At 59.5% G+C, this 14,550-nt stretch carries 14 protein-coding genes; 2 read left to right on the forward strand and 12 right to left on the reverse strand.

The window, feature by feature from the left end; translation table 11 throughout:
* Positions 1–32: 32 nt before the first annotated feature.
* The 11 genes from ACQUQP_RS18555 to ACQUQP_RS18605 all read right to left on the reverse strand — a co-directional run bounded on the left by ACQUQP_RS18555 (position 33) and on the right by ACQUQP_RS18605 (position 11,664).
* Positions 33–1,208: an ATP phosphoribosyltransferase regulatory subunit gene (locus tag ACQUQP_RS18555; protein WP_432696514.1), complete on the reverse strand. Its 1,176-nt coding sequence runs from the start codon at positions 1,206–1,208 to the stop codon at positions 33–35.
* A gap of 30 nt (positions 1,209–1,238) precedes the next feature.
* A complete protein-coding gene (locus tag ACQUQP_RS18560; protein WP_432696515.1) occupies positions 1,239–1,433 on the reverse strand; it encodes a DUF2065 domain-containing protein in 195 nt (64 codons plus the stop codon).
* 96 nt (positions 1,434–1,529) lie between these two features.
* Entirely contained in the window at positions 1,530–2,426 is an 897-nt protein-coding gene (hflC, locus tag ACQUQP_RS18565) for a protease modulator HflC (RefSeq protein ID WP_432696516.1), read from the reverse strand.
* Positions 2,426–3,628, reverse strand: a complete 1,203-nt coding sequence (hflK, locus tag ACQUQP_RS18570) for an FtsH protease activity modulator HflK (protein ID WP_432696517.1) — start codon at positions 3,626–3,628, stop codon at positions 2,426–2,428. The genes hflC and hflK overlap by 1 nt, the downstream gene beginning before the upstream one ends.
* Positions 3,629–3,706: 78 nt before the next feature.
* Positions 3,707–5,005 carry a ribosome rescue GTPase HflX gene (gene hflX / locus ACQUQP_RS18575; protein ID WP_432696518.1) on the reverse strand — a complete coding sequence of 433 codons (1,299 nt, stop codon included), beginning with the start codon at positions 5,003–5,005 and terminating at the stop codon, positions 3,707–3,709.
* A gap of 8 nt (positions 5,006–5,013) precedes the next feature.
* Positions 5,014–5,253: an RNA chaperone Hfq gene (hfq, locus tag ACQUQP_RS18580; protein ID WP_027854732.1), complete on the reverse strand. Its 240-nt coding sequence runs from the start codon at positions 5,251–5,253 to the stop codon at positions 5,014–5,016.
* A 104-nt stretch (positions 5,254–5,357) separates the two neighbouring features.
* Entirely contained in the window at positions 5,358–6,263 is a 906-nt protein-coding gene (gene miaA / locus ACQUQP_RS18585; protein WP_432696519.1) for a tRNA (adenosine(37)-N6)-dimethylallyltransferase MiaA, read from the reverse strand.
* Positions 6,264–6,298: 35 nt separating this feature from the next.
* The gene (gene mutL / locus ACQUQP_RS18590; protein ID WP_432696520.1) at positions 6,299–8,185 is read right to left on the reverse strand and encodes a DNA mismatch repair endonuclease MutL; all 1,887 of its coding nucleotides are present in this window, start codon (positions 8,183–8,185) and stop codon (positions 6,299–6,301) included.
* A gap of 44 nt (positions 8,186–8,229) precedes the next feature.
* Positions 8,230–9,576 (reverse strand): N-acetylmuramoyl-L-alanine amidase, encoded by a 1,347-nt coding sequence (locus tag ACQUQP_RS18595; RefSeq protein ID WP_432696521.1) that lies wholly within the window; start codon positions 9,574–9,576, stop codon positions 8,230–8,232.
* 113 nt (positions 9,577–9,689) lie between these two features.
* Positions 9,690–10,154: a tRNA (adenosine(37)-N6)-threonylcarbamoyltransferase complex ATPase subunit type 1 TsaE gene (gene tsaE / locus ACQUQP_RS18600; RefSeq protein WP_432696522.1), complete on the reverse strand. Its 465-nt coding sequence runs from the start codon at positions 10,152–10,154 to the stop codon at positions 9,690–9,692.
* The gene (locus tag ACQUQP_RS18605) at positions 10,147–11,664 is read right to left on the reverse strand and encodes an NAD(P)H-hydrate dehydratase (RefSeq protein WP_432696523.1); all 1,518 of its coding nucleotides are present in this window, start codon (positions 11,662–11,664) and stop codon (positions 10,147–10,149) included. Before ACQUQP_RS18605 ends, tsaE begins: the two co-directional genes overlap by 8 nt.
* Before the next feature lie 75 nt (positions 11,665–11,739).
* Here ACQUQP_RS18605 and queG point away from each other — a divergent pair, with 75 nt between their 5' ends.
* On the forward strand, positions 11,740–12,849 hold the full coding sequence (queG, locus tag ACQUQP_RS18610; RefSeq protein ID WP_432696524.1) for a tRNA epoxyqueuosine(34) reductase QueG: 1,110 nt from the start codon (positions 11,740–11,742) through the stop codon (positions 12,847–12,849).
* Positions 12,850–12,860: 11 nt separating this feature from the next.
* On the opposite strand, the gene orn is transcribed toward queG, so the two are convergent.
* The gene (orn, locus tag ACQUQP_RS18615; RefSeq protein WP_432696525.1) at positions 12,861–13,403 is read right to left on the reverse strand and encodes an oligoribonuclease; all 543 of its coding nucleotides are present in this window, start codon (positions 13,401–13,403) and stop codon (positions 12,861–12,863) included.
* A gap of 93 nt (positions 13,404–13,496) precedes the next feature.
* On the opposite strand from orn, the gene rsgA reads away from it, so the two are divergent.
* Positions 13,497–14,534, forward strand: coding sequence for a small ribosomal subunit biogenesis GTPase RsgA (gene rsgA / locus ACQUQP_RS18620; protein ID WP_432696526.1), 1,038 nt, complete (start codon positions 13,497–13,499; stop codon positions 14,532–14,534).
* Positions 14,535–14,550 lie beyond the last annotated feature (16 nt).

The raw sequence follows: 14,550 nt of genomic DNA on the forward strand, positions 1-14,550 counted from the left end.
TCTCTAAAAACTCTTGTGAATTGAGAAAATGTTCACCGGGCCTCAATGACCCACTGCCCGTCCTTCAGTACCAGCTGACGATCGCAGCAGCCCGGTACAACCTCTCCTTCCAGCGCCTGAACCACACGCACCCCCTGGGTACGCAGCTCAGCCACCGCAATCAATAGATCCGACTCTTCACTGGCAGGCGCCAGTACCGCCGAGCGATCGATCTCCGGCATCTCCAGCGCCACTTCCAGCAGCGTCTTCAGATCGGAGCTGAACCCGGTAGCAGGACGCGCCCGACCGAAATCCTTGCCGATACTGTCGTAGCGACCACCCTTGGCCAGTGCCTGACCGAAGTGCGGTGAATAGGCGGCAAACACGATACCCGTGTGGTAGTGATAGCCGCGCAGCTCACCAAGATCAAAGTAGAGATCCGTTGCCGGGTAACGGCTTTGCACCCGCTTAGCTACCTGCTCGATGTAGGTCAGCGCCGCGAGGATAGTCTCAGAACCCGAGAACAGCTCCCGCGCCCGCGCAATCACCTCGGCACCGCCGTTCAAGCGCGGCAGAGCCAGCAGCTTGCCAGCAACCGACTGCGGCAGATCGAGCCCCTCGATGAAGCTGGCGATCTCCGGCAACGCCTTACGCTGCAGCATATCGATAAAGCGGTCTTGCTGCTCACCAACCAGTCCCGCCTCCTGCATCAGCTCACTAAAGACACCAACGTGCCCCAGATCCAGACTGACCGGCCCTTTGACATCGATGGTACGCAAGGTCTCCAGCATCAGCGAGATCACTTCCACGTCACTATCGAGACCGGCGTGACCGTAGAGTTCAGCCCCCAGCTGCAGCGGATTGCGCGACGCCAGCATATTACTCGGCCGGGTGTGCAGCACCGATCCACAGTAACAGAGACGGCTTGGACCTTCGGTACGTAGCCGGTGCGCATCGATACGGGCGACCTGTGGGGTCATATCCGCACGCACGCCAATGGTATGCCCACTGACCTGGTCGGTCAGCTTAAAGGTTTGCATCTCCAGATCCCGACCCACGCCGGTCAGCAACGATTCAAGATGCTCCGCCAGCGGCGGCATCACCAAGTCGTAACCCCAGCTGTCGTATAGATCCAGCACACGACGCCGCATCACCTCGACCTGACGGGCACGGGGCGGCAGCATCTCTTTCATTCCATCGGGCAGCAACCAACGATCTGCCAATGTCATGCAGTACTCCAGTACGAAAATCTCAGAAAATCAGTGGACCAGGTAAAGCATTGCGACGCCCAGCACCATCGACACCAGACCCGCCATACGCAGTGACGAATCAGGGATATAGGCCAGCTTGGCGACCAGCCGACGCCAACGCTGCGGATACAGAAAAGGCACGACCCCTTCGATAACCAACACCAGGCAAACCGCGATCAACAGCTCGCGCCAAAAATCGACCATTACTCACCTTAAGTCCACAAAAAAACCGGGCCTCGACCCGGTTAACGAATACTACCACGAAACCGGGCGCCAAGGGCACCCGATTTCTGTTTTGCATTAACGCTCCGCAGCGCCCCTGCGTGAGGGCGGAAGCGCGTCATCCAGGTAGCGGAAGAACTCCGAATCCGGCTTCAACAGCATCACGTCACCGCCACCCTGGAAGGTATCGCGGTACGCCTGAAGGCTACGGTTAAAAGCGTAGAATTCAGGATCGGCTGCATAGGCATCAGCATAGATTCGCGCAGCATTGGCATCACCTTCACCACGAACCTGCTCCGACTCCCGGTAAGCTTCCGCCAGAATAACGGTACGCTGACGGTCTGCATCCGCACGTATACCCTCGGCCATCTCACGACCACGGGCACGCAGATCACGGGCCAGACGCTGACGTTCGGTACGCATACGGTCGAATACGGAAGAGGAAACCTCTGCCGGCAGATCGATCCGCTTGACGCGCACATCGATAATCTCGATACCGAACTGCTCGTCCGCACGACGGCTGAGGTCACGGATAACCGCATCCATCAACTCTTCACGCTCACCGGAAATAACCTCGGTCACGGTGCGCTCACCAAACTGGTTACGCAACTCTTCCTCGATGTTGTTCGCCAGACGCTCGGACGCCTGGAACAGATCACCGGAGATTGACGTGTAGTACTTGGCCGGATCGTTAATCCGCCATTTCACAAAGGAGTCAACGATCAGTCGTTTTTTCTCCAGCGTCAGGAATGACTGGGGCCGCGCATCCAGCGTCTGCACTCGCGCATCAAACGTACGCACGGTGTTGACGAAAGGAATCTTGAAATGCAGGCCGGGCTGAATATCTGCCTCGACGATCTCACCAAACCTCAGCTTCAGAGCGCGCTCGGTTTCGTTGACGATAAAGACCGACTTGGAGCCGATCATCACCACGACCAGCACGGCGATCAGAATATAGAGTGATCGAGCGTTCATCAGCGACCCTCCCGTGTAGTTGTGGATGAGTTCTGGCGCTGACGCACCTGATCCATTACCTGATCGGTAATTCTCTGCAGACTCAGGTCATCCAGGCGCACCGGACGGCCACTGCTGTCGCGCACCTCGTTCTGCTTATCCATCAGCTTATCGAGCGGCAGGTACATCATGTTGTTACCGCCTTCCACATCAACCAGCACCTTCGGTGTTTTACCCAGCACTTCCTGCATGGTTTCCAGGTAAAGACGCTGACGGGTAACATCCGGCGCTTTGGAATACTCGGTCAACAGCGCAGTGAAACGTTCCGCCTCACCCGTTGACCGTGCCACCACCTCTTCACGATAGGCATTGGCTTCCTCGATGATGCGCTGCGCCTCACCTCGCGCCTCCGGCACTATACCGTTGGCATAGGTCTGCGCTTCGTTGATAACACGCTGCTCATCCTCACGCGCCTTGATCACATCATCGAATGCATCCTGCACCTGGCTCGGTGCCTGGGCGTTCTTAATGTTCACCTGGACAATGTTGATACCAGTGCCATAGAACTCCATGTACCGCTGCAGACGCTCCTGCACCTGAATACCCAGCGTCTCACGACCCTCGGTCAGGATGGAGTGCAGTTCGGTGGTACCAACGACGTGACGCAGAGCAGACTCGGCCGCATGAGCCAGACTCTCTTCCGGCTCACGCACATTAAGCACGAACGCCTTGGGGTCGGTCGCCACGTACTGAACGGTCAGATCGACGTAAACGATGTTCTCGTCTTCGGTCAGCATCTGCGAGTTATGGTTGTGAGTCCGCACCATCTCGGTGTTCACCATGGTCACTTCATCGATCAGCGGCGGGTTCCACTGCAGACCGGGACGTACCGTATCCTGGTATTTACCCAGACGCAGAACAACACCACGCTCCGGCTGATCTACGGTATAGAAACCCATACCCGCCCAGAACAGCGCGGCAACCACAACGATCACAATCAAAAAGCCGAAGCCGCCGCCGGAGCCGCCCGAGCTGCCGCCCGAACCACCACTACGACGCTTACCACCCCCAAACAGGGCATTCATTCTGTCCTGCAGTTTACGCAGCGCCTCATCCAGATCAGGTGGTCCCTGATCCTGTCCGCGTTTGCCGCGGTCGTTTTTGCCGCCGCTGCTCCAGGGGTCATGGTTGTTTCCATTACCACCAGGCTCATTCCAGGCCATACAATTCTCCGTCGTTGTAAGGGCGTTATATTTTTAAAAAAATTCTAGGGACCGTCGGGCGTCCGCGCAACCGGAACTCTAGTGGACCTGCTCGGGCAGATAACGTTCAGCAGGGATACGCAAGCGGCTCAGCAGCTGGCGTATGTCCCGCATCGGCATTCTGACCTCGATATTCATACGGCCATCATCTTCAATCCGTTCAGCGACCACCGCCCCGCGGGCATACAGCTGGGCGCGAAACTGTCCCTGCTCAGGCGTCAGCGACAGCGTTTCGTGGAACATGTCACCACTTAAGCGCTGACGAATTGCGTCCATCAGCAGATCAATACCTTCACCACTCTGGGCAGAAAGCCAGACACGCTGCGGCAACCCGTCCTCGTCACAATCCACGCGCGGCGACTGTTCCGGCATCAGATCGATCTTGTTGTACACCTGCAGCACCGGCACCTCTTCGGCACCGATCTCGCCGAGCACCGCGTCCACCTGATCCATATGATCCTGCCGCTCCTCATCGTAGCAGTCGATCACATGCAGCAGCAGCGTCGCCTCAACCGTCTCCTGCAGCGTCGCACGGAAGGATTCCACCAGCTTGTGCGGCAGATGCTTGATGAAGCCTACCGTATCAGCAAGGATCGCAGGGCCGACATCATCCATTTCGATGCGACGCAGCGTCGGATCCAGCGTGGCAAACAACTGGTCTGCCGCGTAGACGCCGGAATTGGTGATACGGTTGAACAGTGTTGATTTCCCGGCGTTGGTATAGCCGACAAGTGCCACGGTGGGCACTTCGGCACGCTGACGTGCACGCCGCCCCTGCTCACGCTGGGTGCGTACTTTTACCAGACGTTTCTGGATCGATTTGATGCGCGCGCGCAGCAGACGACGGTCGGTTTCCAGCTGGGTTTCACCAGGACCTCGCAAACCGATACCACCCTTCTGACGCTCCAGGTGGGTCCAGCCGCGCACCAGGCGCGTGGACATATGCTCCAGCTGAGCCAGCTCGACCTGCAGTTTACCCTCATGAGTGCGGGCACGCTGGGCGAATATATCGAGAATAAGCCCGGTGCGATCGAGCACGCGACACTGAACCTCGCGTTCAATATTGCGTTCCTGAGCGGGGCTCAAGGCATGATTGAAGATCACAAGCTCAGCCTGATGCGCCTGCACCAGCGCCCGCAGCTCTTCCAGCTTGCCTGCACCGAGAAAAAATTTAGGACTGGGATCGGCGCGGGATCCGGTCAGAAATGCAACCGGATCGGCACCTGCGGAGAGCGCCAGCTCTTCCAGTTCCCGTGGGTCTTCGCTATCCGCATCAGAGGACAGCTCAATATGAACGAGGATCGCTACCTCGCCCGATTCGGGACGTTCGAAAAACAATTAGGACCTCAGTCTGCCGCCTTTTCGTCGCCCTGCGGCAACTTCACCGGACGCGACGGAACGACGGTCGAAATGGCGTGTTTATAAACCATCTGGCTGACGGTGTTTTTCAGCAGGATCACAAACTGATCGAAAGACTCGATCTGCCCCTGCAGTTTGATACCGTTGACCAGAAAGATGGATACCGGAATACGCTCCTTGCGCAGCACATTCAGATAAGGGTCTTGTAAAGACTGCCCTTTTGACATTGCAAACTCCTTCCCAAAAGTAATAAAACGTTTCGTTGTAATATGTAATCTATGGTCACCTGGCCGAAAAATCGACTGCGCTTAAGCCAAGTGCAAGCCTGTCATTATATAATGGTTGCTTCAGCCAGTTTCAAGGCTAAATTCAGTAATTTATCCGCCTCGCTATCCAGCCAGTGAAGCCCCTGCCAACCGCGCAGCCAGGTCAGTTGACGCTTGGCCAGCTGGCGGGTCGCGACAATACCGCGATACCTCATCTCATCATAGCTCAGCCGGCCCTCGATGTAGTCCCACATCTGTCGATAACCGACGCAGCGGATCGATGGCAGGTCGGCGTGAAGATCGCCGCGTTCATACAGGCGCAGCACCTCCTCCTCGAACCCCTGCGCCAGCATCTGATCGAAACGCTGTTCGATACGCTGATGCAGGCGTGATCGATCACCGGGCATCAGCGCCAGCGGCAACAGATTGTAAGGCAGTGCTGCCTGCGACTGCTCGGCCCAGTGCTCACTGATCGGCTTACCGGTCAACAGCACCACCTCCAGTGCGCGTTCGATACGCTGCGAATCGGTGGGTTTGAGGCGCTCCCCCGCGGCCGGATCGAGCTTGGCCAACCGCTCATGCAGCGCAGGCCAGCCCAGACGCTCAGCATCGGCCTCCAGCTCAGCGCGCAGTTCGGGATTCGCTTCCGGCAGAGGCGCCAACCCTTTTTGCAAGGCATTGAAATAGAGCATGGTGCCGCCCACCAACACGGGCACTTTGCCCGCTGCCGTAATTTCCGCCATGGCTGCGAGGGCGTCCTCGCGAAACTCCGCCGCCGAATAGCTCTCTGCCGGATCACGAATATCGATCAACCGATGGGGATAACTCTGCAGCTCTTCCGGAGCGGGCTTCGCGGTGCCTATATCCATACCCCGGTAAACCAGCGCCGAGTCCACGCTAATCAGTTCGCAGGGCAGGTTATCGTAGAGATGCATCGCCAGCGCCGTCTTGCCGGACGCAGTGGGACCCATCAGAAAGATCGCCGGGGGAAGCTTGTCCGCCAAAATTACTGGCCTCGCAGAAAAAGTTTATCCAGCTCATTCATCGACAGCTGGGTCCAGGTAGGACGGCCATGATTACACTGACCACTGCGCTCGGTGGCTTCCATATCGCGTAGCAGCGCGTTCATCTCGGGGATACTGAGCTGCCGGTTAGCGCGTACGGCGCCGTGACAGGCCATGGTGCCGAGCAGCTCATTGATACTCTCCTCGATCCGCCGACTGCTGCCGAATACCACCAGATCCGCCAGCACATCACGCACCAGCTGGGGCGCATCGGCTTTTGCCAGGGATACCGGCACCTCGCGCACGGTCAGCGTATCCGCCCCCATCCGCTCCAGGCGAAAACCCAGACGCTGGAACAGCTCGGGTTGTTCCTCGGCAAGGTCCGCCTCACGCTCACTGACGCTAAGACTGACCGGCACCAGCAGCGGCTGGGAGCGCACCCGATCCTCATCCCAGGCAGCCTTCATCCGCTCGTAGACGATACGTTCATGGGCGGCGTGCATATCCACCAGCACCAGTCCGGCCTCGTTTTGCGCCAATACGTAGACACCGTGCAGCTGGGCGATAGCGTAACCGAGTGGCGGCGCCTTCTCCGCATCCGCTTCCGGCATGCGCATGCCGGACTGAGCACCAGGCTGCATGCCCAGAGCCGGAGAGGCGGGCGTGTGCAGGTCCGCGTATGCGGAAATCTGCTCCCTGACCGCGGTGGCTGAGCCTGCCGAGCTGCCGTAATTGCCCGAAGACTGATACAGCGGCATCCGCCCCTGACTGAAGCTGCCGCCACCGGAGACACTGCCAGGCGATGACTGCATCGGCATGGACGGTGCGCCGGTTTCCTCCACCCTCGCCTCACCGGCACCCGCAGGCACCGCACCCTTGGGGCGCAGATCGCCAATCACCCGATGCAGAGTACGGAAAATAAAATCGTGCACCAGACGCGATTCACGGAAACGTACCTCGTGCTTGGTAGGGTGCACGTTCACATCCACCAACGCCGGATCAAGCTCCAGGTAGAGTACAAACGCCGGGTGCCGGCCGTGGAACAGCACATCGCTGTAGGCCTGACGCACCGCGTGGGTCACCACCTTGTCACGGATAATCCGGCCGTTGACGAAGAAGTACTGCTGATCCGCCTGACTGCGCGAATAGGTCGGCAGGCCGATCCAGCCCCAGAGCCTGAGGCCTGATGCCTCGGCGCTCACATCCAGGTGCACCGCCTGCTCGATAAAACTGCCACCAAGCAACGAGGCCAGACGACGCTCACGCGCCTGTTCGCTGTCCACAGGCCGCAACTGCTGTACACGGCGACCATTGTGCTGAAGATTAAAGGAGACATCGAAGCGGCTCAGCGCCATCCGCTTGATCACCTCTTCGAGATGACGGAATTCGGTCTGTTCCTTCTTCATGAACTTGCGCCGTGCCGGCGTGTTGAAGAACAGGTCGCGTACCTCCACGGTGGTGCCGCGGGGATGGGCCGCTGGCTCCAGTACCGCTTCCATATCGCGGCCTTCGGCACGTACCTGCCAGGCAGCATCCTGCTCCTCGGTGCGCGATGTCAGTGTCAACCGGGCCACGGAACTGATCGATGCCAGCGCCTCGCCGCGAAAACCGAGACTAGCCACCGCTTCAAGATCCTCCAGCTGAACGATCTTTGAGGTGGCATGACGACTCAGCGCCAGCGCCAGATCTCCCTTCTCGATGCCGCCACCGTCGTCACGCAGACGGATCAGTTTGATACCACCCTGCTCCACATCCACGTCGATCTTGGTGGCGCCGGCATCAAGGCTGTTTTCCAGCAGCTCCTTGACCACTGAAGCGGGGCGTTCGACGACCTCACCGGCCGCGATCTGGTTAGCCAGCTGCGGTGAGAGCAGGTGAATACGACTCATAATAAATTGGTGCCTGAATTCAGATCTGGAGAGTTGAAGCGAAATTAACTGGCCGGAATTTTCAACACCTGGCCGACTCGGATGCGATCGCCGCGCAGCTGATTGGCGCGGCGCAGCTGATCCAGGGAGATACCGTTGCGCACGGCGATCACCGACAGGGTATCCCCCGGCGCTACTCTGTAGGTACTCTCGCTGCGGGCCAGGGTTTCACCGGCGCGCTTGCGCGCGGCTATATGGGTTCTGCTCGGCGGACGGTCCCAGAAATGCGCTTTCACACCGCCAACAATGGCCCGCGCCATCTGTTTCTGGTAGCTGCTCTTTTTCAGGTTGGCCGCTTCGCCGGGGTTTGAGATAAACCCGGTTTCCACCAGAATCGACGGAATATCCGGCGATTTCAACACCACGAAGCCGGCCTGCTCAACGTGGTTTTTGTGCATCCGCGCGAAGCCGGCAATATTACTGTGCACCCGGTTGGCCACTTCGCGGCTGCTGGACTGACTGGCCGTCATCGACATATCCAGCAGCACACTGGCAAGCAGGTCATCCTTGTCCTCGAGGCTGACGCTGCCAACACCGCCGATAAGGTCGGCACCGTTCTCTTTCTGGGCCAGCCAGCGACCCATTTCACTGCTGGCGCCGCGGCCCGAAAGCACCCAGACCGACGCGCCGCGAGCACTCTTGTTCCGCGCCGCATCGGCATGAATGGAGACAAACAGGTCAGCGTTGATCTTGCGCGCCTTGAGTGTGCGCCCACGCAGACTGACGTAGTAGTCGCCGCCGCGGATCAGCTCAGCACGATAGCCAGGCTCAGCATCGATCAGCCGCGCCACCTCTTTGGCGATCGACAACACCACGTTTTTCTCACGCAATCCGCCCGGCCCCAGGGCCCCCGGGTCTTCACCACCGTGACCGGCATCCACCGCGATGACAATATCGCGCAGCGGACCGGTATTATTTTTCGCTTCCTGCTTCTGCGCCACGCTTTCCGCCCTGGCGGCTTCCGGCAGCGCCAGATCCAGCACCAGACGATGACCATACTGATCATTGGGCTTCAGCTGAAAACTCTTCGGGCTGATCTTTTCACTATCCAGATCCAGCACCAGGCGAATGCCATCGCCGCGCTTGCCGGTACGCACCTTCTGGATCGGTCCCTTGGACAGCCCAAGGGCGTTAACATCCAGGTCCAGCTTGGTATCCTCGATATCCAGCACCAGTCGCTGCGGGTTATCGAGCATGAACACCTTGTGTTTTACGGGCGAGCTGAGGTCAAACACCAGACGAATATTGTCCGGTGCCAGCCAGGCACGGATGTTGTCGACATTGGTTACGGCCTGAGCCAGCTGAGTCCATGTCAGCAGTAGCATCAGGATCAACCCGGTGAATATACGCACCAGTCTCTCTACCCCTTCACTTCGCGCGACCCAGCCAGTTATGACAAGCCACGACAGATGCCGCCACACTCAACCCTGTGATCATTGTTGAGAGTGAGGCGATTTCGGCGAAATTATCGCTTACATAAACTATCGGCCAATTTGCGGCCTTTTTCAGTATTATATTGCCATGACAGCAGACGTCCTGTCCCCTCGGCACAAATATTGATCTCCAGGTCGGCTACCGGCAGGATACCCGCTCCCCGCTCCGGCCACTCGATGAGACTCAGCGAACGCTCATCGAAATAGTCACGGATTCCCAGGAACTCCAGCTCTTCCGGATCACCCAGACGGTAGAGGTCAAAGTGATAGACCGGCCCGGCCGGGGTATCGTAGGGCTCCACCAGCGTATAGGTGGGACTCTTAACAGAACCTTGATGACCACAGCCGCGCAGCACACCGCGCGACAGCGTGGTTTTCCCCATCCCCAGATCACCGTGCAGAAAAATCACCGCACCTTCACCGCAGCAGGACGCCAGGTGCTCACCAAAGGCCACCATCGCCTGCTCGTCCGCCAGTTCAATCGAATACTCAGACATTTTCTTCCAACCCGTTGATAACCAGCGGAATGGTATTCATAAGGTCGGTCGCCAGCAATCCGCCGGCGCCAAAATGTCGGGCACAGAGGTCCGCCGCCCGCGCATGCACCAGCACCCCGATCCGCGCCGCATCCACCGCTGGCATGCCCCGCGCCAGTAAACCGCCGATGACACCACTGAGCACATCCCCCATGCCGGCGGTCGCCATGCCGGGATTACCATCGCTGCACAGATGAATCACATCGCCATCACAGCTGAGCGTTCCGGCACCCTTCAATACCACTGTGCCACCACAACGGCCCTGGAGTTCCCGTACCTGCTCAAAACGGTTGGCCTGAATATCCGCCGTATCGGTATCCAGCAGCCGCGCCGCCTCGCCCGGGTGCGGTGTCAGCACCCAGTCGTGCTCCGGCAGCTGGATATCGCTCTGGGCCAGCAGATTGAGTGCATCCGCATCGAGCAGCATCGGCTTGTCACTCTCCAGCACCGCTTCGAACATGCGCCGTCCCCAGACGCCCTGCCCAAGCCCCGGACCGACCACCACCGCATCCGCTTTCGCCAGCAGAGCCTCAAGCTCTTCGGCATCGTCAACGCCGTGACACATCACCTCCGGTACACGGGTAAGTGCCGCCATGAGATGCTCTTCCCGGGTAGCCAGGGATACCAGCCCCGCGCCGGCACGCAGCGCTGCCTGGGACGCCATTAGCGCCGCGCCACCCATACCCAGGTCGCCACCGACCACCAACAGATGGCCAAACATCCCCTTGTGGGACGACGCCGGCCGCGGCGGCATGAGCTCACGCAGATCTTCGCTATCGGTACGAAACGCACTGACCGGCACATCCTCAAACACCTCTTCGGGCAGGAGCAGGCCATCGAACAACAGCGTGCCCACATGGTCAACGCCCTGGTGGGTCAGCAACCCCTGCTTCAGGGCGATAAAAGTGACCGTCAGGTCCGCGCGTACCGCCATACCCAGTTCGGCACCGGTATCGGCACACAGGCCGGAGGGGATATCTACAGCCAGCACCGGCTGCTCACAGCGGTTGATCTGTGCAATTACGCTGGCCGCTTCGCCCCGCACCAGGCCACTCAGACCGATACCAAGCAGCGCATCGACGATCAGCTCCCCGTTAAACTCAAGCCCCGGCTGCCAGCTCTCGGCACTGACGCCAAAGCCTTTCAGCCACTGCCAGGCCTCCAGCGCCTCGCCGCGCAGCTTTTCGGCATAACGCTCGCCAACGACAACCAGCTGCACCTCGATTCCGGCCTGCCAGGCAAGCCCGGCGATCACCAGCCCGTCGCCACCGTTATTGCCGGCACCGCAGACAATGCTGATTCTGCGCAGCAGCGGCCAGCGCTGGCCGATCACGGCCCAGGCAGCCTGCCCGGCACGCTGCATCAGCCGAAAACCCGGGATACCAAACTGCTCGATGGCGGTTCGGTCCAGCGCGCGGCACTGCTCTGCCGTGTATAATGTGCTCGGCAACGCTTCTCTATTGATGCTCATTGGCCTTCACCCATCACTGATCTGCACGCCATTATAGTGGAACAGCTCGACGCAAACGCAAACCAGCCCACAGCTATGCAATCCCTGGCGCAGCGCCTTAAACAGCGTGCCCGCGAGCTGGGTTTTCAGCAGTGCGCCATCACCCTGCCGGACGCCTCCGCCGAAGCGGAGCATCTGCAGCAGTGGCTTGATGCCGGCTACCAGGGCGAGATGGCCTACCTGGAGCAGCATTTCGACAAGCGGCTCGCCCCCAAACTGCTGGTGCCCGGTTGCGAGCGGATCGTCATGGTCAGGATGGATTACCTGCCGCCCGAAACCACGACACTGAAAACCCTGGCCAACCCGGACAAGGCCTATATCGCCCGTTACACGCTTGGCCGGGACTACCACAAACTGATCCGCAAACGGTTAAAGCAGCTGGGTCAGTGGCTGGCGCAAGAGGCTGGCGATGAGGCCGCAGTGCAGTTTCGTCCCTTTGTTGATTCCGCGCCGGTGCTGGAACGCCCCCTGGCGCGCAATGCCGGTATCGGCTGGATCGGCAAGCACAGCCTGCTGCTGAACCGCCAGGCCGGATCGCTGTTTTTTCTTGGCGAACTGTTTACCAACCTGCCCCTGCCGATCGATGCGCCAGAGACCGAATCCCACTGCGGCCGCTGCAGCGCCTGTCTCGATATCTGCCCGACCAACGCCTTTCCGGAGGCCGGTGTGCTGGATGCCCGGCGCTGCATCTCCTACCTGACCATCGAATACAAGGGCTCGATCCCTCTGGAGCTGCGCCCACTGATGGGCAACCGCATTTTCGGTTGCGACGACTGCCAGCTGATCTGTCCCTGGAACCGCTTTGCCAAACGCACCGCGGAGGAAGACTTCAAACCGCGCCACAGCCTCGACGATGCCGATTTGCTGACGCTGTTTAACTGGGATGAGGAGCGCTTTCTCAAAAACACCGAAGGCTCGGCGATCCGCCGTACCGGCTTTGAGGGCTGGCAGCGCAACCTGGCGGTGGCGCTGGGCAACAGCCGCGGCGGAGCAGAGGTGGTGGAGGCGCTGCGGCAACGCGGGGAGAACGCATCGCCGCTGGTCAAGGAACATATCGACTGGGCGCTGGAACGGCTGGCAAGCGACGCAGGGCTGGCGCCGCTGCCGATTCAGCAGCACCCGGGCGCCCGCAGAATCAAGGATTAGAGCAGCAGGGATTAAAGCGTAAAAAAGTGTTCGCGGTAGTAGCGCAGCTCTTCGATGGAATCGCGGATATCGTCCAGCGCCAGGTGTGACCCCTTCTTCTTCACACCTTTAAGCAGCTCCGGCCGCCAGCGCCGCGCCAGCTCCTTGATGGTGCTCACATCCAGGTTGCGGTAGTGGAAGTAGGCTTCAAGCTCCGGCATGTACGCATACAGGAAACGCCGGTCCTGGCCGATACTGTTACCGCACATCGGCGACGCCCCCTTCTCAACGTGTTTCTGCAGGAACTCGAGCATCGTCTGCTCCGCCTCTGCCTCGCTGATGGTACTGGCCTTGACCCGGTCAGTGAGTCCGGACTGGCCGTGCTGGCGGGTACACCACTCATCCATCTGGTCGAGCAGCTCATCGGACTGATGCACGCAGATCACTGGTCCTTCAGCGATCAGATTCAGGTTGGCGTCGGTCACGATCGCCGCCATTTCGATGATGCGGTCTTTTTCCGGAATCAATCCGGTCATTTCAAGATCGACCCAGATCAGGTTCTGATCCTGCGCCATGTCAGCCTCTCCCTGTCCAAAGCTGTAAATTCTAGCGAATTTAGAATACCTTAGCACATCAAATAACTGGCCCCTGGGACAACGTCCGCAACGATGGCGAAACGTAAACTGACAAGACGCCAGGCCTGGCGCGTGGAAAAGATTCAGGCAGAACGCGCAAAACGTGCCGAACGCCGCGATAACCGACTCGATGAAAAGCTCGAAGGCGGCGATCTCGGCCCGGAACAGGCCGGACTGATCATCTCTCATTTCGGCCGCAGCGTGGATGTGGAAGCGCTCGAAGGTGACGACGCCGGCACCATCCACCGCTGCCATATGCGCACCAATCTGGGTCAACTGGTCACCGGTGACCGCGTGGTCTGGCGCGCCTCCAACGACGGCGGCGTGGTTGTCGCCACCAAACCCCGCAACAGCGAACTCCAGCGCCCCAACAATCAGGGCGAGCTGAAGCCGGTGGCGGCCAACATCGATTTTATCGTCATCGTCTTTGCGGTGGAGCCCCGCGCCCACGCCAACCTGATCGACCGCTACCTGGTCGCCGCCGAGGCCTGCGGTATCGAACCGGTGCTGCTGCTGAACAAGTTCGACCTGCTCGACACCGATGCCGGCGCCTACCTGCCACCGCTGCTCGAGCAGTATGAAAAGCTCGGCTACCAGGTGCTCAAGGCCTCTACGACAGCAGAACACGGCCTTGATGAGCTCAAGTCACTGCTGAACGATCGCGTCAGCGTCTTCGTCGGCCAATCCGGTGTTGGTAAATCCTCACTGATCAATTCGCTGCTGCCGGGCATCGACCTGCGCGTCGGCGAGCTCTCCGAGCAGAGCCGCAAGGGGCGCCACACTACAACGACAGCACGACTTTTTCACTTCCCTGATGGCGGCGACCTGATCGACTCCCCCGGAATTCGTGAATTCGCGCTCTGGCATATCGATGCGGAACAGGTGTTGGACGGCTTCCCGGAGCTGCGGGAATATCGCGGCATGTGCAAGTTTCGTGATTGCAAACATGAGCAGGAACCGGGCTGCGCCTTCAAGCAGGCCCTGGACGACGGCAGGATCAGCGAAAACCGCTTTAACAGCTACCGACAGATACTGGCCTCACTGGACGATGGACAGCTTCGCGACAGCTAATACATAAGCACTGCCG

Source organism: Marinobacterium sp. YM272, from assembly GCF_050908845.1.
Lineage (GTDB): Bacteria > Pseudomonadota > Gammaproteobacteria > Pseudomonadales > Balneatricaceae > Marinobacterium_D.

Bases quoted from the DNA above. Each gene is read 5' to 3' on its own strand.
- ACQUQP_RS18555 (WP_432696514.1), bottom strand. From the start codon at position 1,208: ATGACATTGGCAGATCGTTGGTTGCTGCCCGATGGAATGAAAGAGATG.
- ACQUQP_RS18560 (WP_432696515.1), bottom strand. From the start codon at position 1,433: ATGGTCGATTTTTGGCGCGAGCTGTTGATCGCGGTTTGCCTGGTGTTG.
- hflC (WP_432696516.1), bottom strand. From the start codon at position 2,426: ATGAACGCTCGATCACTCTATATTCTGATCGCCGTGCTGGTCGTGGTG.
- hflK (WP_432696517.1), bottom strand. From the start codon at position 3,628: ATGGCCTGGAATGAGCCTGGTGGTAATGGAAACAACCATGACCCCTGG.
- hfq (WP_027854732.1), bottom strand. From the start codon at position 5,253: ATGTCAAAAGGGCAGTCTTTACAAGACCCTTATCTGAATGTGCTGCGC.
- miaA (WP_432696519.1), bottom strand. From the start codon at position 6,263: ATGGGTCCCACTGCGTCCGGCAAGACGGCGCTGGCGATGCATCTCTAC.
- mutL (WP_432696520.1), bottom strand. From the start codon at position 8,185: ATGAGTCGTATTCACCTGCTCTCACCGCAGCTGGCTAACCAGATCGCG.
- tsaE (WP_432696522.1), bottom strand. From the start codon at position 10,154: ATGTCTGAGTATTCGATTGAACTGGCGGACGAGCAGGCGATGGTGGCC.
- ACQUQP_RS18605 (WP_432696523.1), bottom strand. From the start codon at position 11,664: ATGAGCATCAATAGAGAAGCGTTGCCGAGCACATTATACACGGCAGAG.
- queG (WP_432696524.1), top strand. From the start codon at position 11,740: ATGCAATCCCTGGCGCAGCGCCTTAAACAGCGTGCCCGCGAGCTGGGT.
- orn (WP_432696525.1), bottom strand. From the start codon at position 13,403: ATGGCGCAGGATCAGAACCTGATCTGGGTCGATCTTGAAATGACCGGA.
- rsgA (WP_432696526.1), top strand. From the start codon at position 13,497: ATGGCGAAACGTAAACTGACAAGACGCCAGGCCTGGCGCGTGGAAAAG.